This is a genomic window from Paraburkholderia sp., from assembly GCF_024281035.1.
Classification (GTDB): domain Bacteria; phylum Pseudomonadota; class Gammaproteobacteria; order Burkholderiales; family Burkholderiaceae; genus Paraburkholderia.
Genome location: NZ_JAMXLH010000005.1, coordinates 78,628 through 97,849, shown reverse-complemented (window position 1 = coordinate 97,849; position 19,222 = coordinate 78,628). Strand labels below are relative to the sequence as shown.

At 59.3% G+C, this 19,222-nt stretch carries 19 protein-coding genes and 3 pseudogenes; 9 read left to right on the top strand and 13 right to left on the bottom strand.

Translation table 11 applies throughout. From position 1 onward, the window contains the following. Positions 1-452 precede the first annotated feature (452 nt). Positions 453-758, top strand: coding sequence for a panthothenate synthetase (locus Q0L30_RS01345; RefSeq protein ID WP_296650140.1), 306 nt, complete (start codon positions 453-455; stop codon positions 756-758). Positions 759-989: 231 nt separating this feature from the next. On the opposite strand, the gene Q0L30_RS01340 is transcribed toward Q0L30_RS01345, so the two are convergent. From Q0L30_RS01340 to Q0L30_RS01315, 6 genes are all read right to left on the bottom strand, one after another. Beyond that, positions 990-1,673: a hypothetical protein gene (locus Q0L30_RS01340; protein ID WP_296650137.1), complete on the bottom strand. Its 684-nt coding sequence runs from the start codon at positions 1,671-1,673 to the stop codon at positions 990-992. 76 nt (positions 1,674-1,749) lie between these two features. Next, entirely contained in the window at positions 1,750-2,058 is a 309-nt protein-coding gene (locus Q0L30_RS01335; RefSeq protein ID WP_296650134.1) for a hypothetical protein, read from the bottom strand. 314 nt (positions 2,059-2,372) lie between these two features. Continuing rightward, complete coding sequence (locus tag Q0L30_RS01330) at positions 2,373-3,083, bottom strand: hypothetical protein (protein WP_296650132.1); 711 nt, start codon at positions 3,081-3,083, stop codon at positions 2,373-2,375. 225 nt (positions 3,084-3,308) lie between these two features. Further along, positions 3,309-4,682, bottom strand: a complete 1,374-nt coding sequence (locus tag Q0L30_RS01325) for an ATP-binding protein (protein ID WP_296650129.1) — start codon at positions 4,680-4,682, stop codon at positions 3,309-3,311. Further along, the gene (locus tag Q0L30_RS01320) at positions 4,679-5,341 is read right to left on the bottom strand and encodes a response regulator (RefSeq protein ID WP_296650126.1); all 663 of its coding nucleotides are present in this window, start codon (positions 5,339-5,341) and stop codon (positions 4,679-4,681) included. Before Q0L30_RS01320 ends, Q0L30_RS01325 begins: the two co-directional genes overlap by 4 nt. Positions 5,342-5,364: 23 nt before the next feature. Then, entirely contained in the window at positions 5,365-5,682 is a 318-nt protein-coding gene (locus tag Q0L30_RS01315) for a DUF4148 domain-containing protein (protein ID WP_296650124.1), read from the bottom strand. A 482-nt stretch (positions 5,683-6,164) separates the two neighbouring features. Here Q0L30_RS01315 and Q0L30_RS01310 point away from each other — a divergent pair, with 482 nt between their 5' ends. Continuing rightward, positions 6,165-6,608, top strand: coding sequence for a hypothetical protein (locus Q0L30_RS01310; RefSeq protein ID WP_296650122.1), 444 nt, complete (start codon positions 6,165-6,167; stop codon positions 6,606-6,608). 286 nt (positions 6,609-6,894) lie between these two features. Beyond that, positions 6,895-8,652 (top strand): SulP family inorganic anion transporter, encoded by a 1,758-nt coding sequence (locus Q0L30_RS01305; protein ID WP_296650119.1) that lies wholly within the window; start codon positions 6,895-6,897, stop codon positions 8,650-8,652. 76 nt (positions 8,653-8,728) lie between these two features. On the opposite strand, the pseudogene Q0L30_RS01300 reads toward Q0L30_RS01305, so the two are convergent. Both Q0L30_RS01300 and Q0L30_RS01295 read right to left on the bottom strand, forming a co-directional pair. After that, a pseudogene (locus Q0L30_RS01300) lies at positions 8,729-8,827 on the bottom strand (SDR family NAD(P)-dependent oxidoreductase); the annotation flags it as partial. Positions 8,828-8,888: 61 nt separating this feature from the next. After that, on the bottom strand, positions 8,889-9,872 hold the full coding sequence (locus Q0L30_RS01295) for an aldo/keto reductase (RefSeq protein ID WP_296650117.1): 984 nt from the start codon (positions 9,870-9,872) through the stop codon (positions 8,889-8,891). A gap of 210 nt (positions 9,873-10,082) precedes the next feature. Here Q0L30_RS01295 and Q0L30_RS01290 point away from each other — a divergent pair, with 210 nt between their 5' ends. Further along, positions 10,083-10,976, top strand: a complete 894-nt coding sequence (locus tag Q0L30_RS01290; protein ID WP_296650114.1) for a LysR family transcriptional regulator — start codon at positions 10,083-10,085, stop codon at positions 10,974-10,976. A 171-nt stretch (positions 10,977-11,147) separates the two neighbouring features. Here Q0L30_RS01290 and Q0L30_RS01285 read toward each other — a convergent pair whose 3' ends face one another. The 3 genes and pseudogenes from Q0L30_RS01285 to Q0L30_RS01275 all read right to left on the bottom strand — a co-directional run bounded on the left by Q0L30_RS01285 (position 11,148) and on the right by Q0L30_RS01275 (position 14,331). Next, the gene (locus Q0L30_RS01285) at positions 11,148-12,032 is read right to left on the bottom strand and encodes an AAA family ATPase (RefSeq protein WP_296650159.1); all 885 of its coding nucleotides are present in this window, start codon (positions 12,030-12,032) and stop codon (positions 11,148-11,150) included. 79 nt (positions 12,033-12,111) lie between these two features. Beyond that, positions 12,112-13,750, bottom strand: a pseudogene (locus Q0L30_RS01280) (IS481 family transposase). Between the two features lie 4 nt (positions 13,751-13,754). Beyond that, positions 13,755-14,331: pseudogene (locus Q0L30_RS01275) on the bottom strand (recombinase family protein). Positions 14,332-14,500: 169 nt separating this feature from the next. Between Q0L30_RS01275 and Q0L30_RS01270 the strand changes: the two are divergent. From Q0L30_RS01270 to Q0L30_RS01255, 4 genes are read left to right on the top strand one after another with little or no spacing between them, the layout of a single operon-like run. Beyond that, positions 14,501-15,190, top strand: a complete 690-nt coding sequence (locus Q0L30_RS01270; protein ID WP_296650111.1) for a PAAR domain-containing protein — start codon at positions 14,501-14,503, stop codon at positions 15,188-15,190. Positions 15,191-15,203: 13 nt separating this feature from the next. Beyond that, entirely contained in the window at positions 15,204-15,764 is a 561-nt protein-coding gene (locus Q0L30_RS01265) for a hypothetical protein (RefSeq protein ID WP_296650109.1), read from the top strand. Then, complete coding sequence (locus tag Q0L30_RS01260) at positions 15,761-16,375, top strand: hypothetical protein (protein ID WP_296650107.1); 615 nt, start codon at positions 15,761-15,763, stop codon at positions 16,373-16,375. The genes Q0L30_RS01265 and Q0L30_RS01260 overlap by 4 nt, the downstream gene beginning before the upstream one ends. Beyond that, positions 16,372-17,085 carry a hypothetical protein gene (locus Q0L30_RS01255; RefSeq protein WP_296650104.1) on the top strand — a complete coding sequence of 238 codons (714 nt, stop codon included), beginning with the start codon at positions 16,372-16,374 and terminating at the stop codon, positions 17,083-17,085. Before Q0L30_RS01260 ends, Q0L30_RS01255 begins: the two co-directional genes overlap by 4 nt. 284 nt (positions 17,086-17,369) lie before the next feature. Here Q0L30_RS01255 and Q0L30_RS01250 read toward each other — a convergent pair whose 3' ends face one another. Next, on the bottom strand, positions 17,370-18,833 hold the full coding sequence (locus Q0L30_RS01250) for a DEAD/DEAH box helicase (RefSeq protein WP_296650102.1): 1,464 nt from the start codon (positions 18,831-18,833) through the stop codon (positions 17,370-17,372). On the opposite strand from Q0L30_RS01250, the gene Q0L30_RS01245 reads away from it, so the two are divergent. Continuing rightward, on the top strand, positions 18,832-19,047 hold the full coding sequence (locus Q0L30_RS01245; RefSeq protein WP_296650161.1) for a hypothetical protein: 216 nt from the start codon (positions 18,832-18,834) through the stop codon (positions 19,045-19,047). The genes Q0L30_RS01250 and Q0L30_RS01245 overlap by 2 nt on opposite strands. Here Q0L30_RS01245 and Q0L30_RS01240 read toward each other — a convergent pair. Further along, a complete protein-coding gene (locus tag Q0L30_RS01240) occupies positions 18,980-19,219 on the bottom strand; it encodes a GDCCVxC domain-containing (seleno)protein (protein WP_296650099.1) in 240 nt (79 codons plus the stop codon). The two genes, Q0L30_RS01245 and Q0L30_RS01240, sit on opposite strands and share 68 nt — an antisense overlap. Between the last annotated feature and the right edge of the window lie 3 nt (positions 19,220-19,222).

Here is a 19,222-nt window from a genome sequence, read left to right as displayed (position 1 = left end):
GCGATGCCGAAGCTGGTGCCCAATCTACGCGATTCTCAAATCATTCCACGAGCGGGCCACTGGCTGCAACAGGAAGCCCCGGACCGGGTCAACATCGCCGTGATTGAGTTTCTGCGCAACCTGTAGGGACCGTTGACCTCTTGCCGATCAGTAGCGGTCATTCGCCAGGAAGTGGGCGACGGCCGGAACGGGTCGAATTCGGGCGACCGCATCGGGCCGCGGTCGGCGCCAATTCCTGGTGCACGTCCGCGCGCTCACCCGGACGGCTCTCGCTGAGATTGGGCCGCCGCCGCTGTCGATCCCCGCCTCAATTCGTTGGTTTTCGATTCTCAGAGACATTGCACACCGACGCGCGGGAAGGGTAGGTCGTGTATCGCCAAATCACTAAAAGTGCGTGAAAGATCGACTATGCTTGAAAAGTTCCTTCGGGACGTCGGGCAAGGAGAGTGACCATGCGCATGCTTCTGAACATACGAATTCCCCACGAGCCATTCAATGCTTTCGTTCGAGACGGCACCATCGGAGATGTGATGGCAAAAATACTCGAAGAAGCAAAACCGGAGGCGGCCTATTTTACTGAGCAAAGCGGTGCACGCGGAGCCATCCTCGTCATCAACCTTGATGAGCCATCGCAGATTCCAGCATTCGCGGAGCCGTGGTTTCTTACGTTCAATGCCGACTGTGAGTTTCGTGTTGTGATGGTACCCGAAGACCTGCAGAAAGCGGGGCTCGAGACGATCGGGTCGAAGTGGAAATAATACAAGTTGCATGCCGCGGCACAGACTCGCGGCGTGACTCGGAAACATGGAGTACATCATCCTGGTTGCCAGGACGGCACATGGACACAGCCGAACCCGGAAGTTCGTCGTCCAACGGCGATCAACCGTCCCGACTCGCCCCCCGAACTTCCGTATCCGACGCGCAAGAGACTTCCAGCTTTCTCGATTGCGGGCATCTGCGCAAGACGTCTGTTGCCAAAACCAGGCTCATTATGGAGAAACAACGTCAAGCTTTGCCATGACCCCATCTGTATTGCTCAGTGTGCAATGCCTTCCAATCTCGACCACGTTGGCCATTATTGTGAACTTCAATTCATCATCGAACGAGATTTTTTTCGACGACGTTCGATCGGCCTGAATGGCACCTTCTATAGTCTTATTCGTGACGCCATCCGCCAACTGATTGACCGGTTCACATTTAAGTCGAATCGGACTGCCATAAAATATACCGTCGATGCCTTTGGTCGTGTTGTCATCGATCCCTTGAAGAAGAGGAATTCCCCCGACTCGAACGCTATAGACATCATGCGAGAACATGCCCTGCGCATCACACAACTCATAGGAAGATTGGTTTCCATCAGATCCGGCCATCGCGTGGCATACGTTTTTACCATTTTGTGCGGTCAGTAGCGGTTCGACGAAGGGGGAATTACGTTCGTCGGATTTTCTCCGTTGAACTATCGCTTGATCTATTTTCTCTCTTTCTTCTGCGGTAAGCTTTGTGAGCGTGACAACATCCTTGGGCTTAATGTGTAAGTCATAGTGTTGATCATTAGGCCAGTTCGTCTTTGCCTGCGCACAGGCGAGAGTCACCGCAGCACTAATCAATGAATCAGGCGGAACATCGGCCAGATTTTCCTGCATTAACTCGGGCATTGGAACGGATTTAACCAAGTCTCCATTCGCTCTTCTAGTATTCACCGCTAGATAGGTGTATTTGCCGTCATTGCAATCGATTAGATAATGAGCTTCACTGAAGCTGGAACGCAGCGTCAGTCGAAGGTTCCTGAATTTTCTCGTAGATGTCTCTTTCCCACGCAGTGATTTGACCGTTGTCGCCTTGCTTAACGGAGCTCAAATCCACTTCAGCTTTGGAGAACAGTGTTAAAGGGTATGGTGGTACCGCTTTGACCCACTGCGGTGGCGTTGTTTGTTGAGGATCAGCACGGAGTGTTGATACCGGATCAGCAGACTGAGCTGCTTGACTAATGCCGCTGAGCGACAGGAAGGCGATAGAGAACGCAATGCCGAAAGTTGGAAGCTGCATTGTCACTTTCATGATCGATTTTGGTATCGGCAAAAATTATAGATTGTTATCGGTCGGATCATATCTTCCGTTTTGACGCCAGGTTTCTGGCACTTGCTCGGAGCACCGCCAGTCGCATACGGGGGTGACTACAAGGTACCGTGATCGTCCTCGTTGGGCGACTTCGACCTGATGATCTATATCAAGCCCTCCCTCTATACACATCATCCGAAACTATCCGGTCCTGATGATCGAAAGCCGAGCGATTTCGTACCAGGTTGATTGACCGTTGATGGCAGCCGACTACCGCCCGACGCTTTGGCTCGCAGCCGCCCCAAAGCAATCACTCAGTGAAATGTTGTATGCGGTGCCTTTTTCAACGCTTCAAGATACGAGCCAGCTACTGGTTGAATCTCGCCTCCGGGGCCCGCTATATGAATCTGAAGATCATCGAGGCGGACATGCAGGCCTGGCGGTAAGGCAAAAAATTTGATCAAGTCTGGCCTGTCGACACCCAACTGATATAGCGAAATTCTGTGGTTCCGTGACGGGTTCTGTGAACCAAATTCGTCACCCGGATCTGTGAGCGACCAGCCGGAGTCCATTTTGTGAGCGGGATTGCGAGTCAGAAGCAGACGACTGGCGCTTTTGTAATCCGAATGGACCACCACACTCTGCTGTAGCGATGGGAAATCCGGACTCAGTATTGGCGCAATGCTCTCAACCACATCTTTCTGATTGCGCAGGTGCTTCAACGTGTTGTCGACCGAATCGACAAACTTGATTGGAATCGCCTTCATATCGGGCTCTGCGACGCACAGAAAGTTCTCCGCTCCGGCTTCGAGCTTCGTCAGCATCCAGCCGATCTGTACTGTCTCGCCAACATGGAATCGTTCGCCATCCGCGACTGTTCGCTCAAAAAAACGTAATAGCCAACTAATATCCTCGGCGGGAATGGCAGGATCGGAGACCCGAATTTGAAATTCCGGATGATCAAACCGTTTGCAATCGACGGTCCTATGAATAGATCCGGTTGACTGCTGTGCCGGCTGCGTCATGCTGGGCGAGCGAAATAGTGAGCGAAAGCGCATGGTTCGTGTTATCGCGTGACAAGCAATTGTCAATATTCTACGGGGGTCACCTCGAATTACCGTTCCTGCATGAACCGGGTCTCACGCCGCTTTGACCTGCGCCACTTGTGCTACTTGTGCTGATAGTCAACGCAGGATGCGAAAAGAATAAACCGACCAAGGACGGCCTGAGACGGCCTGACACTGCAGCCGCTAACTGACTATCGCGCCGTGCCGTCTTCCCTGCTCCGTGACACTCGGTGTAGTCGGCGGGAAACGCAGGCCCACCACCAGCCCTCGATCGTTTTCTCCGCTCCCGAGCGAGACGATGGCTCGATGCTGTTCGGCGATGCGTCTTACAATCGACAGGCCCAGTCCACTACCCGACGCTGCATGACCGCTGCCGCGATAAAAACGCTCCCAAACAAGCTCCCGGTCTTCCTCGGGAATACCGGGACCGGTATCGGATACCTTGAGCGTCGCGCAGCCATCTTCGCGATTCACGAGGACGTCGACGCGTGCTTGCGGACCTGCATAGCGAATTGCGTTGTCGACCAGGTTGTTGAGCAGGATGCGAAGACTGTCGGCATTGCCCGTTGTCTTCACAACACCCGACGCAACTAATCCCAGATCGATCTGGTTCATCTCCGCGTACCGCACGCGGTCGCTGATCACGCCCCGCGCGAGTGCGGTCAGATCGACCTCGCTGAAGACGGGAGCCGGCGATTCGGGCGAAAGTCTGGCAAGTGTCAGCAACTGCTCTGCGAGATGGGCAAGGCGCGCGGTGCCTGCGCGAATCTGTGTGGTAATTGCGTCGCGCTCCGTGGCGCTCGCGGCGCGTGGCAGCAGGTCGGCCTGAAGCGTCAGTCCCATGATGGGCGTACGAAGCTCGTGCGCCGCGTCGGCGATGAATTGACGCTGGGCCGTAAACGCATGATCAAGACGCCACAGCAGATCGTTGATTGCATCGACCAGTGGTATGACTTCGCCCGGCATGGTCGCCGTGCCGATCGCATGCATATTGTTCGCGTCGCGTCGCTTCAGATTGGCAGCGATCTTTCGCAATGGCCGCAAACCGTAGCCGATGCCAAACCACAAAAACAGCGCAAGCACGGGCACCAGCGATAGCACGGGCCAAAGCAGATGCATCGCAATCTCTGCCACCGCCTCCCAGCGCGCCCGCCGCGCCTGGGCAACCCGCACGATCACGTCGCCATTACGGGTGGCATAGGAATGCCACAGTTGGCCATTGACCGAGAGATCGGCGAACCCGGCGCCCGTGGGCGGCGGCAGGGGCGAATCGCGGTCGCTGCTGAACACGGCCGTCGATCCACGCCAGACCTGAAGCAGCACCGCGTGCGAGTGCTGTCCGGAAAGCCGGTCCTCGTTGGCGCCCTGCATGCCTCTCAACGAGAGTCGTCCATCGGGTTCGACCACGACGTGCTGCGCAATGCCCTTGAGCTGGTCGTCGAGTAGCTCGTCCAGTTCCCCGAGTGCTCCCCAGTAGGTCGCTGCACTGGCAAGCAATCCTGCGAGCAGCGCGGCGGGCAGCAGCCAGATCAGCAGACGCCGACGCAGAGATATCACTCAATCTCTCCCATCTTGTAGCCCACGCCTCGTACATTACGAATCGCCCCTGTGCCCAGTTTGCGGCGCAGATTATGGATATGTACCTGGATCGTGTTGCTCTCCACTTCTTCGTTCCAGCCGTAAAGGCGCTCTTCAAGCTGCTCGCGGGAGACGATTGTATTCGGGTCCTGCATCAGCTCCTGCAACAGCGCGAACTCACGGGTCGTGAGGAATATCTCCTCGTCGCGCACCCAGACCCGATGCTGGGCCGGGTCGAGCCGAAGCGATCCAGCCAGTAACACTGTTTGTGCGCGACCTGCCTGCCGTCGATTCACAACGCGCATGCGAGCAAGCAATTCATCGAGAGCAAATGGCTTGACGAGATAATCGTCGGCGCCTCCATCGAGACCGGCCACGCGATCAGGAACGGCATCGCGGGCGGTGATGATAATGACCGGCGTGTCGTCGCGTCGCTCGCGCAACCGTGTAAGCAAGGTGAGCCCGTCCTGTTTTGGCAGGCCAAGGTCGAGCAGGACGAGCCCGTACGATGTCGTTCGCAAGGCGAGGGACGCCGCGTCGCCGTCATGAACCCAATCCACAGCGAAGCCCTCGCCCTGCAGCCCCTGCTGCAAACCACTTCCAATCAACTCATCGTCTTCTACCAGAAGTATCCGCATATTCTCGTTCTAATCTCGGTACCTCAGTGATGACGGTACTCGTCATTCCACGCGCGACGCGAAACACGGTCGCCAGTTTGCGACGTGCCGATCGCAGCGCCACCGTAGCTAGTCGCACCAGAATTGGACGCAGTGGCCTGTTGCGCGGCCACGCGCGACTCGGCAGCCTGAATATCCGCAGGATACTGGTTCTTGCTCGACTTGTAACCGGCATTTTTCATTTGTATCAATTGTTGTTCGACCTGCGCGCGGGTTAATGGACCGTTTGTCGATTGAGCGAACGACATGGCTGGCGCGGCGATAGCAAGCGCCAGAGCAAGCGCCTTGATGATCGTGTTCATGAGAAATACCTCCGTGTTTAAGCCCTTCCGGGCGAGCTGGAACGCTTTCTCCCAGTAATCACAGTTTGATGCCGCAGAATTAAGCCACGGTTAACGCTCCGCTCATCCCCCGCGTCGGACGCAATTTCTCAATGACCTGAGGACCGTGCCATAAGGGTGACCGATCACCGTTTATCGTATCCACGATGTCGCGAGGGCCTGCGCCCGATGGCGAGTGATGATTCCACCGCTCGCCGTTTCTATTATATTTTTTAAATTCCCTGGTTGTACTTCGAGAATCTGGAATCGACAGCGGTCATAAGCCAACCTTAAGCCAGATAGCCGTACCTTGATCACCAAATCCATATGTGGAGCGCGGCAGCTTTCGCGCCGAAAGGATACGTTCCGCCGTGTTGCGTCAACGGCAATCGGATCAACCGGCGTCGCGCCTGCAGTGGTAGCTCGGACACGCGGAATTATTGCAGTCGAACGGGAGAGCGATCATGCTGACGAAGAACGCGTTTCAAATAACGTTGACTGTCTGTCTTGTCGCGGCATCAGCAGGTGCACTTGCTGCCGAACCTGCCGCGGTGAAGGTCCGCCTTTCAGACGGAGCAAGTGCTGGCATGTCGTTGACTTTGATGCCGTCCACCGTACCAGCCGGGCCGGTCGAGTTCACGATCCTGAATGAATCGCGCACGATGAAGCACGAATTCATGATTTTGCCGTGGTCCGAAGCCGGCGCGGCGCTGCCTTATGATCAAAAGACGCAGCAGGTCAACGAAGCACGCCTGCGAGAACTGCAAGGCGTTGAGGATCTCAATCCCCGGGAGACGGTGACTGCACGGCTCACGCTCAAACCAGGTCGCTATATCGCGTTCTGCAATGAGCCAGGACACTTTCGCGACGCCATGCGCGCCACATTTATTGTCAGCCGGAGCAAATGACTGGCTTTGACAAAAGCCAATCATTTCGCACGTGCCTGAATTCGACCGGATTGACGCCGCCTGAGCGCCCAGGGGCAGACGGACGCCTTCCAGCCGGACACAGACTTCGTTATTCGCACGCTGCTCTCAACGCGTTGCGCCTCTGTTGCCTGCAGGGTGCGCTATCGTAGGGAATGCCGCTTCTCGCCCGGCATGGCGCAGTGCGACATTTCAACGGAGGTGCGTCCATGCAGTCGCGTTGCGTGACCGGAAATCGCCGCCAGCCGTTCCGCACCGGAGCGAGGCGTTGAGTCGCTCGCCCGCCGGATCGGGTACCGCCGGCGTGCAGGACCGGCGCTATCTGCGCCGCGTTCCCGGCATCGCGGTGCTCGTCGGATACCGGCCTCGCTGGCTGATCAAGGACATCGTTGCCGGTATCGTCCTGATGGCCATCGTGGTGCCTGCCGGCATGGGCTACGCGGAGGCTGCACACCTGCCGCCGATCAGCGGGCTCTATGCAACGATCGCGGCCATGGTCGCATACGCGCTGTTCGGGCCGAGCCGCCTGCTCGTTCTCGGGCCCGATTCGGGCCTCGCCGCGCTGATCGCGTCGATTGTCGTTCCGCTCGCAGCCGCACATCCTGAACGTCTGATGGCGCTCGCCGGCATGCTCGCGATACTGTCCGGCGCGTTCTGCGTCGTCGTTGGACTGTTCCATCTCGGGTTCGTCACGGACCTGCTCTCGAAGCCGATTCGTGACGGCTACATCAACGGTGTCGCCCTCACGATCGTGATTGGCCAGACGCCGAAGCTGCTGGGCTTCGACGTCGGCGGCAGCAGTCTCGTGGAGGGCGCGGCCGGCCTCGTACGCGGCGTCGCCAGCGGCGCAGTCAACGGCGTGACCTGCATGCTCGGCTTCGCCTGTCTCTTCATCATCTTCGCGTGCAAGCGGTGGTTGCCGCGCGTGCCGGGCATTTTTATCGCTGTTGTGGGCGCAACAGCCGTCGTCGAGTGGTTTGACCTTGCGAGGCGCGCGCATGTAGCTGTCGTCAGCAGCTTGCCGCAAGGACTGCCGCCGCCCGCGCTGCCGCTCGTGCCGCTCGACGACATCATTGCCCTGTTACCGGGTGCGGCCGCCGTGGCACTGATCTCACTGACCGACATCAGCGTGCTCTCGCGCGTCTTCGCGGCGCGCGACAGCGGCGGGAATGTCGATCGCGATCAGGAATTGGTCGCCCTCGGCGCGGCCAACATCGTTTGCGGCCTGCTGCAGGGCTTCCCGGTGACCAGCAGCGCATCACGTACGCCCGTTGCGGAATCGTCGGGCGCGAAGACGCAACTGACGGGCGTTGTAGCGGCATTGTGTGTGTGCGCGTTGCTTTTGTTCGCGCCGAAGCTGGTTCGCTCATTGCCCACCGCCGCGCTCGGAGCCGTGGTCGTGGCGGCTGGCGCCGGGCTGTTCGAGGTGCGAAGCGTAGCCGGCCTGTTGCGACTGCGGCCGAGCGAGTTCGTCCAGTCGGCTGTTTGCTTCGTGGGCGTCGCGCTGGTCGGCGTGGTGCATGGCATCTTCTTTGCGGTTGCCCTCGCGCTGCTTGCGTTCGTGTGGCGTGCGTGGCGCCCGTACGATGCCGTGCTGGGGCGCGTAGACGGACGCAAGGGCTATCACGACGTCGTGCGTCATCCGCAGGCTCGCTGCATCCCGGGGCTTCTCCTGTACCGCTGGGACGCGCCGCTCTTTTTCGCAAACGCGGAGATATTTCGTGATCGCGTTTTACAGGCCATCTCGAACGCCAGTACACCAACGCGCTGGCTCGTCCTCGCGGCTGAGCCGGTCACGGACATCGATGTCACCGCGGCCAGCGTCCTGGACGATCTCCACCAACTCCTGCGCGAGCGCGGGATCGACCTGAACTTCGCGGAAATGAAGGGCCCGGTCAAGGATCTGTTATCCCGCTATGAACTGTTCGACAAGATCGGTGCGGCCCATTTCTTCCCGACCGTGGGTGCTGCGGTAGCGGCGTACCTTGATGCATACGACGTCGAGTGGCGCGACTGGGAGGACTGACGTTGTGTGAGCAACGTTGTCGGCGGCGGCCCTACCGGAGCGTTTGCGTACACCGCGCGTCGACACGATTCGGAGTTCCTGGTACGAGCTTCGCGCCGTCCGCCGCGAGCCGCCGTACAGCGGCCTCGCCGAGCCCGCTGCTCGCGCCGGTGATGACGATAAACTTGCGTGCGATGTTTTAAGACATGATGTCGTTCCGGATGCTTGCCAGCGCTTATCAGCACGTTAAAGACGCGTTACCTGCCGACGCGCGCCTGAAGATGTGCAGGGTATCGCTCGCCTTGCACGGGGATGTTCGAAAGCTGCGCATCGATGTCGCCAAGATTGCCGGGCGTTAGCTCAATCGCAGCACCGCCGACGTTTTCCTTCAATCGATGCAGCTTTGTCGTGCCCGGGATCGGCGCTAGCCACGGCTTTTGTGCGAGCAGCCACGCAAGCGCGACCTGCGCCGGCGTCGCGTTCAGACTCGCGGCGATCTGCTTGAGCACGTCGACGAGCGCCTGATTGGCCTTGCGGTTGTCTTCAGAGAAGCGCGGCACGACATTGCGGAAGTCGGATTTGTCGAAGCTGGTGTTTGCGTTAATCGCGCCAGTCAGGAAGCCCTTGCCGAGCGGGCTAAAGGGCACAAAACCGATGCCGAGTTCTTCGAGCAGGGGCAGGATTTCTTTTTCCGGTTCGCGCCACCACAGCGAATATTCGCTCTGCAGCGCCGCGACCGGCTGCACGGCATGCGCACGGCGGATCGACTCGACGCCCGCTTCCGACATGCCGAAATGCCTGACCTTGCCCTGTTGAATCAGGTCTTTCACGGCGCCGGCGACCTCTTCCATCGGCACATCTGGATCGACCCGATGCTGATAGAGCAGATCGATGCGATCCGTGCGCAGCCGTTTGAGCGCCGCGTCCGTCACCGCACGGATATTGTCCGGCCTGCTATTGACACCCTTCTGAACGTCGCCGCCTTCGAAGCCGAACTTGGTTGCGATAACAACCTGATCGCGAAACGGCTCCAGCGCCTCGCCGAGCAGTGTTTCATTCGCGCCCTGCGCATAGGCTTCGGCGGTGTCGAAAAAGGTCACGCCCTGATCGAAGGCGGACCGGATGAGTTCGATTGCGTCGGCCTTCTCCGTTGCAGGCCCATAGCCATAGCTCAGTCCCATGCAGCCGAGACCGACCGCCGAAACTTCAAGTCCGCTCTTTCCAAGAATACGTTTCTGCATTTCCCGGCTCCTTAGCTTGCGGTGACGCCCGCTTGATACTGCTCGTCCATAACCTTCTCCATCCAGTCGACCGGACTGCCGTTCTGGCTTTCAGCAATGGTGATCCGCATGAGTGCTCCTTGCATGAGTTGCCGTGACGTTCAATGTAGCAACACGACTTCATGCGATAAAGAGCTAAAATCCGCATAAAGCTAGAAGGTGGGCTTATAAATGGCGCGCTCCGATCTCTCCGATATCTCTGCATTTCTGTCCGTCGCACGCGAGCGCAGCTTTACCAGGGCGGCCGCGAAACTCGGCGTTTCCCAGTCTGCACTGAGCCAGACGGTGCGTAACCTGGAAGCGCGGCTCGGACTTCGCCTTTTAACGCGGACAACGCGCAATATCGCACCAACGGAAGCGGGCGAGCGGCTGATACAGTCGGTCGGCCCCCGGCTCGACGAGATCGAGGCGGAGTTAAGTGCACTCAGCGCTTTGCGTGATACACCGGCGGGCACTGTGCGCATTGCTGCCGGAGAACACGCGGCAGAACTGCTTCTGTGGCCGGTTATCGAAAGGCTTCTGCCCGACTATCCGGACATAACGATTGAAATCGTCGTCGACAACGGACTCACGGACATCGTCGAACAACGGCTGGACGCAGGCGTGCGGCTCGGAGAACAGGTTGCCAGGGACATGGTTGCCGTTCGGATCAGCCCCGACGTGCGCATGGCCGTCGTCGGCACGCCAGGTTATTTCGCCACGCATCCCAAGCCGAAGACGCCACGAGATTTGACGGCGCATAACTGCATCAATATCCGGTTGCCAACGGCCGGCGGCATTTACGCGTGGGAGTTCAGGAAGGGTGAGCGCGAGTTGAACGTGCGCGTCGAAGGGCAGCTTGTCTTCAATAGCGCGACGATGGCGACGAAAGCCGCGCTTGCTGGCGTCGGTCTCGCCTACGTTCCCGAACAACGGATTTTATCGCAGCTCGAAAGCGGGCAGCTATTGCGGGTGCTGTCCGACTGGTGCGCACCGTTTCCCGGGTTTCACCTGTATTACCCCAGCCGCCGCCAGCCGACTCCGGCGTTCGTTGTCGTCGCTAACGCACTGCGTCGAGGGATCTAGGTTCAACGGCCCTTCGGCCTCGAAGTTATTACGGATCCTGGATTCAGTACGCCATTACCTGTAGCGGCTTGCATTTGAAACCGGCCGTGCTTGCAATCGACGCGGTTTCCTGCTCGAAATAACTGCAACTGACAGAGGCCGCGGGCTCGGATTATCTGCAACTGACGGAGCTCAGATCGTCAGTCCGGCCGCGAGCATCTTGTCTCGCAGCGTGGCCGCTCGCTCCGGTTCCAGCGAATTGCTGAACAGTGCCTTGATTTCGGCCGGCTTCGCGTCGAACTGCTCCACCAGGTCCTTGATGCGATAGCCGTGGCGTGTCAGCGTCGGTTCGAGATCGTCATGCTGCCGCGACAGCACCGATTCGACCAGCGCAGCCGACACGGGCTTTTCACCCGTCTGATAGCCAGCCTCGAACGCGAGCGTCAGATGGAGCTGGATCTGTAACGGTGTGCGCAGCTTCGTCGCCAGCAGATCGATCGCGTCCTCGGTGAGGATCGACTCGACGTCGGTGCCGTCGGCCGCGCACGCACCTATCAGCCAGTACAGGTATTCGCGCTGGCTGCCGGCGATGCCGTCGAGCGAGAAGATGTCGGTGCGGTAGCCGATCTCTTCCATGGTCGCGCGCCGCAGGTCATTGCGCAGCTTCGGGTGTCCGGCGAGGATCAGGGACAGGCTGCCGCCGCCGTCCTCGACCAGTTCCATCAGTCGCTTCAGGCCGACCAGTGTGTTGCCGTTCAGGTCATGCGCCTCGTCAACAAACAGTGCGACAGGCCGCTTGTTCTTTCGGACCAGTTCGCGAAGGTCGCGTTCTCGCTTCTCGCCCTGGGTCGGAATGCGAATCTGCTTCTCGATCGACAGGTCGTAGAACAGCGCTGCGATGAACGTTGCTAGCTTGATGCGATGCTTCTCGATCGCGAGAGATTTCGAAACAGTCACGCGCTTCTCGTCCTCAAGCGCCTGCTGAAGCCGCCGCAACATCACGGTCTTGCCGCAACCCACGACGCCACACAGCGCGATCAGCCGTCCCTCGAAGACCGCACCCTTGATGTCCTTCATCAATTGCTGGTGATGCGTGGTTTCGAAGTAGCCCGCCTGGTTCAGCGGGACCGCCAGACGACTGTAGTGCTGCATCACTTCAGCTCGCATGGCCTTCCCCTGATTTACGGTGCCGGAAATAGTCGCGGACGCGCGCCAGGACAACCCGGCGCACCAGGTCTCGGCGAGTACCCGCTCAATGAACAGCCGGTCCTGCGATGACAGTTTCGCGAGCGGCGGTGCCAGGTCATCGGCGATCGCGAGCTTGGCCGCGATCGCATTGGGGAACCGGTATTCGTGCGCGTCGGCGTCGAACGGCTGATGCGGCAGCGGAACCGGCGGCGTTGCCACCGGCGTCAGCCGGACATCGTCGCCGGCAAGCGCCGCGATCGTCAGTCCGAGCTGGTCGGCCAACGCGCGGATGTGATCGGCACGCTCATCGGCCTTCCCGCGCTTGAAGGCACGATAGCGATGCAGTGGGATCGGTCCCGACACGGGGTGGTAAGGCCCAAAGCGCTCGCCGTCGAACTCGGCGTACAGCTCGTCGTCGAACAGGCCCCAGAGCAGCACGACCGACTCGCCGGCCATGTCGGGCTCGAGTTCGTAGGCCGTGCCGTCGATCGAAACGCGCGCATCGATGCCGACCTTGCGTCGCTCGGGTTCACGCGCGAACCGGCAGAACTGCTCCCACGTGCACATGTCGCGCACGCCATCGGTTGGCAGGTGCGCAAGCCAGTCGTCCATGCGCGAATGCTTCTCGGAGCGATGCTCCTGGGCGTTGTAGCGCAGCAGATAGCGAAAGAACCATTCGTTCGCCTGCTGCTCCGTTTCGGGTTTGTGGAAGTGATACAACGTCTCGTGCGCTTCCTTGACGGTGCGAAACGGGCGCTCGACCTTGCCCTTCGAGCGCGCCGTCGTGCGCGTGCCATCCTTGCCGGCCGGCAGATGCGTCTGCCACGCGATATCGAGAGCCTGCATCACGCTCTGGAACACGCGGCTCTTCGCGACCGGGCCGTTGTCCAGGTAGATCATCTTCGGCAGCCCCTGAAACGGGAACGCTGGATCGGCCTTCGGGGCCATCGCGTTGAACAGGAAACGCAGCGCCGATTCCACATCCTCGCCGTACACGCAGCGATATTCTTCGTAAGCGACGCCGCTGCGATCATCGACCACACCGAACAGCATCAACGTGGGCTCGCCTTTCGCTGGGTCGACCCACGAAGGGCGTTCGATATGCTTCAGGTCGGATGGCGACATGTCGAACTGCCGACAGTCATTGCTGTGTTCGGCCTGAAACCGGACGGCGGGCGGTTGCCGCAGCAGGTGTGGTTGATCGAGGGGTAGCACCGACAGGTAGTGATTGATCGTCGGCACGTGCAGCACGCCACTTGGGGCCTTGACGAGCCCTTGCGCGGTCTCGACGCCGTATTCTTCGAGCAGCTCGCTCGCTCGCAGTGTCGACAGGTGCCGCCCCTGCTTGTTCGTTATGCGAAATTTTAGCGCCGCGATCACAGTTCGCAATAGTGTTCGAGCTCGGCCTGCGGCAGCACGCGCGGCTTGCCGTGATCGGCGCGGTGGACGGACCGTGGCTGCTGGACCCGGTGCAACGCGCGATACACGGTCGTTGTCGAGATACCGTACAGATCGGCGACGGCAGCAACCTGGGCCGCGCGCTCCGGACTCTTGTGCGGCAGGCGGTCGAGCCGCTGCCGCAATTGCATCAACGAGTCGGGCGGAATCGACTTACGCCGCCCGCTGGGCATTGCGTTCTGCCACGGTCAGATAGTTGTAGAGCGTGGATTTGCCGATGCCCATCAACCGGCAGATTTCCTCAACGGTATGCCGCCGCTCGTGATAAAGCTGCAGGGCCAGGCGCTCGCGCCCGGGATCGAGCCGCTTCTTGCGGCCACCCTTGTGACCGCGAGCGCGGGCGGCCGACAGGCCCGCCTGGGTACGCTCGCGGATCAGGTTGCGTTCGAACTCGGCAAGCGCACCGAACAGATGAAACACGAGGCGGCCACCGATCGACGCCGTGTCGATGCTCTCCTGAAGGCTGTGCAGACCGACGCCGGCAGCGTCAAACCGTTCGACCAGGTAAATGAGGTCTTTCAGCGACTGGCCGAGCCGGTCGAGTCGACCAGATCACCACAGTGTCGCCGCGGCGTAGCGTCGCGAGCAGCGCTGTCAGCCCGGTCCGCTCGGCTTTCGTACCGCTCGCGGTGTCTTCGAACACGCGCTCGCAGTCCGCCTTCGCGAGCGCATCGCGTTGCAGGTCGAGATGCTGGTCGTCGGTCGAAACCCGTGCGTAGCCTATCAACATACGAATTCCCGTTTGGCCGATGAAAATCCAGTATAGTCGGACGTTGAAAGATGGAGGCCGATTTCGGACGCCTTTTATGCGGCTCTTTTAGTTATCCTGATCATGGCCCGGAGGCGTCCATCAAACCATCGTTTGTTGGAGTCAACAATCATTGTAAGGAGCTTTGGCTATGCCACGCATTGCAGAAGAAAAAGACGTTCAGCCCGATTCCGCCGCCAAGCCGAAGTATCTGTTTGCGACCATCGGGGCGCGGACTGAGCGTGGCGGCCGCATTACGAAAGCGACAAGCGGCTTGACGGTTGCGGGTCTGACCGTTGCGCGCGTCGGCGACGTGGTGACCTATGAAGATGGCAGCGAAGCCGCTATTACTGACGGCGCGGGCGAATACGCAGTCGATAACGGCAAGTCCATGGCTCTGGTCGGCAGTGGTCTCAGCAACGGCGATCGAATCGTGGAGACTCTTCAGAATTCCTGGGGGATCGATGTACCTGACGCCAAGGGCGTCAAAGGGCTTTTCGATCCGGCATACGTGCCGCCGCCGCCGCCGCGCTACCGGTTGGCCGTGCGCGGCTCGACCACCGCGCGCGGTGGCGTATTGTGCGAGCCGTCTGGCACATGGGAGGTGAGCGTTGCCTTGGGCAAGACGGCTGTCATCGGCGACCTGGTTCACTACCCGGACGGCACAACCGCCCGGATCGCGAGCGGGTTGGGTCTGGCTGACAATCATGATTACGTCCCGAAGGCGTTCGTCGGTAGCGAGCTGGACAACGGCGACATCATCACGGATAGCCCTGAGCGGAACGGCATGGCCTCATCCACCGTGTTCGTCGTCGTGAAGCGTTCGACTGTGAACGGCTGACGCGGAGGGGCGCATGATTCGCTATTTCCTCGCGCGGGGCGACCACGCCGGGAGCGCGGTGATCACCGAGGGTCTCGACAGTGTGACCTGTTCGAACCCGCCTCCGAGGGTGAATATCGCCACGCTTTACATGAAGACCCACTGCACGGCCTGCAAGCAGGAGGGGTTCATCGCGCCGAAAGGGCCGCGCTGGCCCGGCACGGGTCCGAACGGCCAGCAATGGGCACTGAGCGGCGACATCAACGTCTGCGGTTGCAATCCGCCGCCGGTCTTCTACGCTGAGCGCGGCATGTCGATGACTTTCACGGCTGAAGAGGCGGCTGCTCTGGTCGCTCCTTACGCCAGTTCGCGCGGGCTGGCGACACAGGACGCAGACGAGGACCTCGAACATTATTTCGAGATTGTTGATGCGAAGACTGGGGCTCCCGTCGAAGGCATGACCTACAAGCTCTCGAGCGACGGTCAGGCTCTCGTCTACGACGCGGCGCTTGAAAGCGGGAGAACGCATGCGTTCTCGGTGAAGGACCACCCAAATTTAGTATTTGTGGCGTGGTTCGAGGGGGATGTGCGATGAACGGCGCGATCAGTCAAGAAGTGCGCCTGCTTGCTGCAATTGCCTATGGGGAAGCCTCCACGGCAAATGATCCTCAGGAAATCGGTGGCATCGCGTTCGCGACGGCCAATCGATGTCGGGCTTGGGGCGGAAAAACCGTGTCCGAACTGCGCGAAGCGGACCCGAACTACTCCTTCGCGTGGAATGGCTCGAACGCCAGGTTCAACAAATTGATGCGCACCCCTGACAGCGAAATTGAGCTTGATCCGGGGATGAAGCTGGCGGTCGATTGGGCTCAGAAGGCACTGGCCAACGAGAGGCCAGACCCGTCGAACGGCGCGTTTTGGTGGGACGGCCTCGACTTCAAGACCAACTACGCGATGCATCCGAAGGTTAGAAAAGGATTCAAATGGGGAGATCCTTCCCATAATATTCTTGGAATACCAGAGAATCGGATCAGTAACATTTCGCACTGGTACGTTCGAAACAAGAAGACTGGAAAAATTGTCGAAAGTGGCGAGCGCGGACGCTACGATTCTGTATGGGTTTCGACCGCCGCGCATGGTAGCACCGTGTTCTGGCAGCACAATCCGGATTATCTGAAAGCGACTGGAGGCAAGGCATACCGATGAAATCTGCTTTCGTGGTTGCAGCGACTTTGGTCGCGTTTGCCAGTGGCGTCCGTGCAGCCGAGACCTACGACAACTATGCTGCCTTTTACGATGCGCAACCTGGGACCGTGTTTAGAAATCCGATCAAGTACGATAGAAACGCTATCTATTCGTACCAAGGCGAGAAGGGCACTTACGCGGAAATGCAAACCGCTTTAGACGGAAAAACAATAAATGTCATGCTCGCCGAGAACCGCCTAACGATTAACGGTAGAACCTATCGATTTGCAAGTGCGATGACCTTTGCCGGCGAACATCCATCGTATATCGATCCATTTGGTGCAGACGTATTCCTTGCTTCGCGGACGACTGACCATCCCGCGATCCTTTGTTTGGAAGCCACTACTGAAGGATCGGGGGAGGCCGATCGACACACGCAAATCTACCTGCTGATCAATCCCTTGGCACAGAAGGGCAAGGTCAAATTTCTGCATCTGCCAAGTTTACTTTCGTCATGTCGGGCTGTAGTGGCAACGAAGGACGGCAAGCTTGCCTTTCCGAAGAACAGTTACCTGTTCGATGATGCACAAGAATCCCGCGTTGGCTTGCTAGTGTCGTACTACTCGTTTGAGAATCAGCGCTTCGTCTCCGTCCCGTTTCCAAACCAACTACGGCTTAGATTTACGAATCCAGAGATCCCGTTTCAGTTTTCGGTTGAAGACAAGGATTAAATGGCCGACCATCATCGCTCACGCCGGCTGACTTCCAGAGCCGGTGCTGGGCTGCCGATCTGATTCCCGTCAGTTGCAGATAATGTGAGCACGCGACGATGGAATGCAAGCACGGCGGGCTGAATGCAAGCACAGTTGCAGATAATCCGAGCCCGCGGCCTCTGTCAGTTGCAGTTATTTCGAGCAGGAAACCGCGTCGATTGCAAGCACGGCCGGTTTCAAATGCAAGCCGCTACAATTACCCGCCTGCCTGTTCAAGGGCTGGCGTTACTCGTCCCCACGGATCAGGGTTGGCGTTTACCGCGGCCACCAGCGGGTTTACCAGCCGGCTTACGTGAGCCCGCAGCTGGCTTGCTCGCTGGCTTGCTCGCTGGCTTGCTCGCGGGTTTGCCGCGCGGCTTTTGCACGCTGAATGGGTTAGCGCCGGACAAGCTCGCACCTTTACCCGCGCCCGCAGCACGCTGCGCCGCAGGCTTGCGTTTGTTTTCGCCACCTTGCTGGCTTTTGCCGGGCACCTGCATGGCGCCCGATGCAGCTTGCGGCACTTTGGGCTTCTTGGGTTTTTTAGGTTTCTTGATGAGCTCGCCCGTCGCGCTGGTTTGCGGCACGCGGTGTTCAGCTTCAAAACCCGGCTCTTCTTCACGGCGCAGCGTTTGCCGGATCAGCGCTTCAATCGCGGCCAGTTGCGGCGCTTCGTCGGCACACACGAGAGACACCGCCACACCGCTTGCGCCCGCGCGGCCGGTACGGCCAATGCGGTGCACATAGTCTTGCGCCACGATGGGCAGATCAACGTTGATCACCAGCGGCAGGTCGTCGATATCCAGCCCGCGCGCAGCCACATCGGTGGCGACCAGCATATTTACTTCGCCGGTCTTGAAGCGCTCCAGCGCACGCAGGCGCGCGGGTTGCGGTTTATCGCCGTGAATCGTGTCGACCGCATAGCCCGCTTCATCCAGCATGCCCGCCAGGTAATCCACGCCATTGCGGGTTTTGACGAACACCAGCGCGTGCTCCCAGTTGTTCTCAGCCACAAGGTGCATGAAGAGGTCGGGCTTGTTCCTTTTATCCACCGTCACCACCCACTGCTTGATCTTGCTGGCCGTGGCATTGGGCGGGCTGACGCTGATATTGACCGGGCCGCGCAGAATGTTCGCCGCCATGGCGCGGATATCGTCGGTAAACGTGGCGGAGAACAGCAGCGTCTGGCGCTGAGCGGGCAAAGCGGCAAAGACGGCGTTGAGTTCGCGTGCAAAGCCCAGATCCAGCATGCGGTCGGCTTCATCGAGCACCAGCGTTTGGACCTGATCGAACTGCACTGCGTTCTGGCGATTGAGATCAAGCAAACGGCCCGGCGTGGCAACGAGCACATCCACGCCTTTGCGCAACTTCATCATCTGCGGGTTGATACTCACGCCGCCGTAGGCGGCCAGAAATCGCAAGTCGAGGTCTTTACCGTAAGCGACGAAGCTTTGCAGCACTTGTTCGGCCAGTTCACGCGTGGGCACCAGCACCAGAACACGTGCACGGTTGCTCGACACCGCCGGGCCGTGTTGTACCAGCCGTTGCAACAGCGGCAGCGCAAAACCGGCTGTTTTGCCCGTACCGGTCTGCGCCGCAGCCATGACGTCCTTGCCACTGAGCACAGCAGGAATCGCCTTAACCTGCACCGGCGTAGGTGTCTGGTAATTGAGCTCCTGCACATTGCGCAGCAACGCATCGATCAGGCCAAGCGAGGCAAATGACATGGACGTATTCCGGGCTAAAACCGCAATTCTAGCGGTTACCCGCAGGACCGTAGCCCTCGTTGATGTCGCCTTCCTTAAACGCTATGGCTTCAACCTGATTTCTCAGCGGCGGCTGGAAATCATTCGCTTTTTCGGAAAGCAGGCGCTCAGCGTTCGGATTGAGGGACAGACTTTGCGCAGCACGCGTGTCCGTCTTGCATGGGCGGACACTTGACCGAGCCATACGAACAGAAGACACAACAGTCGCCAGACTTTGGAGTTAGCAAGGCTTTGCAACTCGGGCATTCGTAGAAGTAAGTACAGGCGTCGGTCGGCATGACGACGACCGACACGTCCCCGCACTTCGGACAGGTCAACGCGGACTCAAGGATCGGCGAGGTTTGCATCGA

Bases quoted from the DNA above. Each gene is read 5' to 3' on its own strand.
- Q0L30_RS01345 (WP_296650140.1), top strand. From the start codon at position 453: ATGCGCATGCTTCTGAACATACGAATTCCCCACGAGCCATTCAATGCT.
- Q0L30_RS01335 (WP_296650134.1), bottom strand. From the start codon at position 2,058: ATGAAAGTGACAATGCAGCTTCCAACTTTCGGCATTGCGTTCTCTATC.
- Q0L30_RS01330 (WP_296650132.1), bottom strand. From the start codon at position 3,083: ATGACGCAGCCGGCACAGCAGTCAACCGGATCTATTCATAGGACCGTC.
- Q0L30_RS01320 (WP_296650126.1), bottom strand. From the start codon at position 5,341: ATGCGGATACTTCTGGTAGAAGACGATGAGTTGATTGGAAGTGGTTTG.
- Q0L30_RS01315 (WP_296650124.1), bottom strand. From the start codon at position 5,682: ATGAACACGATCATCAAGGCGCTTGCTCTGGCGCTTGCTATCGCCGCG.
- Q0L30_RS01310 (WP_296650122.1), top strand. From the start codon at position 6,165: ATGCTGACGAAGAACGCGTTTCAAATAACGTTGACTGTCTGTCTTGTC.
- Q0L30_RS01295 (WP_296650117.1), bottom strand. From the start codon at position 9,872: ATGCAGAAACGTATTCTTGGAAAGAGCGGACTTGAAGTTTCGGCGGTC.
- Q0L30_RS01290 (WP_296650114.1), top strand. From the start codon at position 10,083: ATGGCGCGCTCCGATCTCTCCGATATCTCTGCATTTCTGTCCGTCGCA.
- Q0L30_RS01285 (WP_296650159.1), bottom strand. From the start codon at position 12,032: ATGAAGGACATCAAGGGTGCGGTCTTCGAGGGACGGCTGATCGCGCTG.
- Q0L30_RS01270 (WP_296650111.1), top strand. From the start codon at position 14,501: ATGCCACGCATTGCAGAAGAAAAAGACGTTCAGCCCGATTCCGCCGCC.
- Q0L30_RS01265 (WP_296650109.1), top strand. From the start codon at position 15,204: ATGATTCGCTATTTCCTCGCGCGGGGCGACCACGCCGGGAGCGCGGTG.
- Q0L30_RS01260 (WP_296650107.1), top strand. From the start codon at position 15,761: ATGAACGGCGCGATCAGTCAAGAAGTGCGCCTGCTTGCTGCAATTGCC.
- Q0L30_RS01255 (WP_296650104.1), top strand. From the start codon at position 16,372: ATGAAATCTGCTTTCGTGGTTGCAGCGACTTTGGTCGCGTTTGCCAGT.
- Q0L30_RS01245 (WP_296650161.1), top strand. From the start codon at position 18,832: ATGGACGTATTCCGGGCTAAAACCGCAATTCTAGCGGTTACCCGCAGG.
- Q0L30_RS01250 (WP_296650102.1), bottom strand. From the start codon at position 18,833: ATGTCATTTGCCTCGCTTGGCCTGATCGATGCGTTGCTGCGCAATGTG.
- Q0L30_RS01240 (WP_296650099.1), bottom strand. From the start codon at position 19,219: ATGCAAACCTCGCCGATCCTTGAGTCCGCGTTGACCTGTCCGAAGTGC.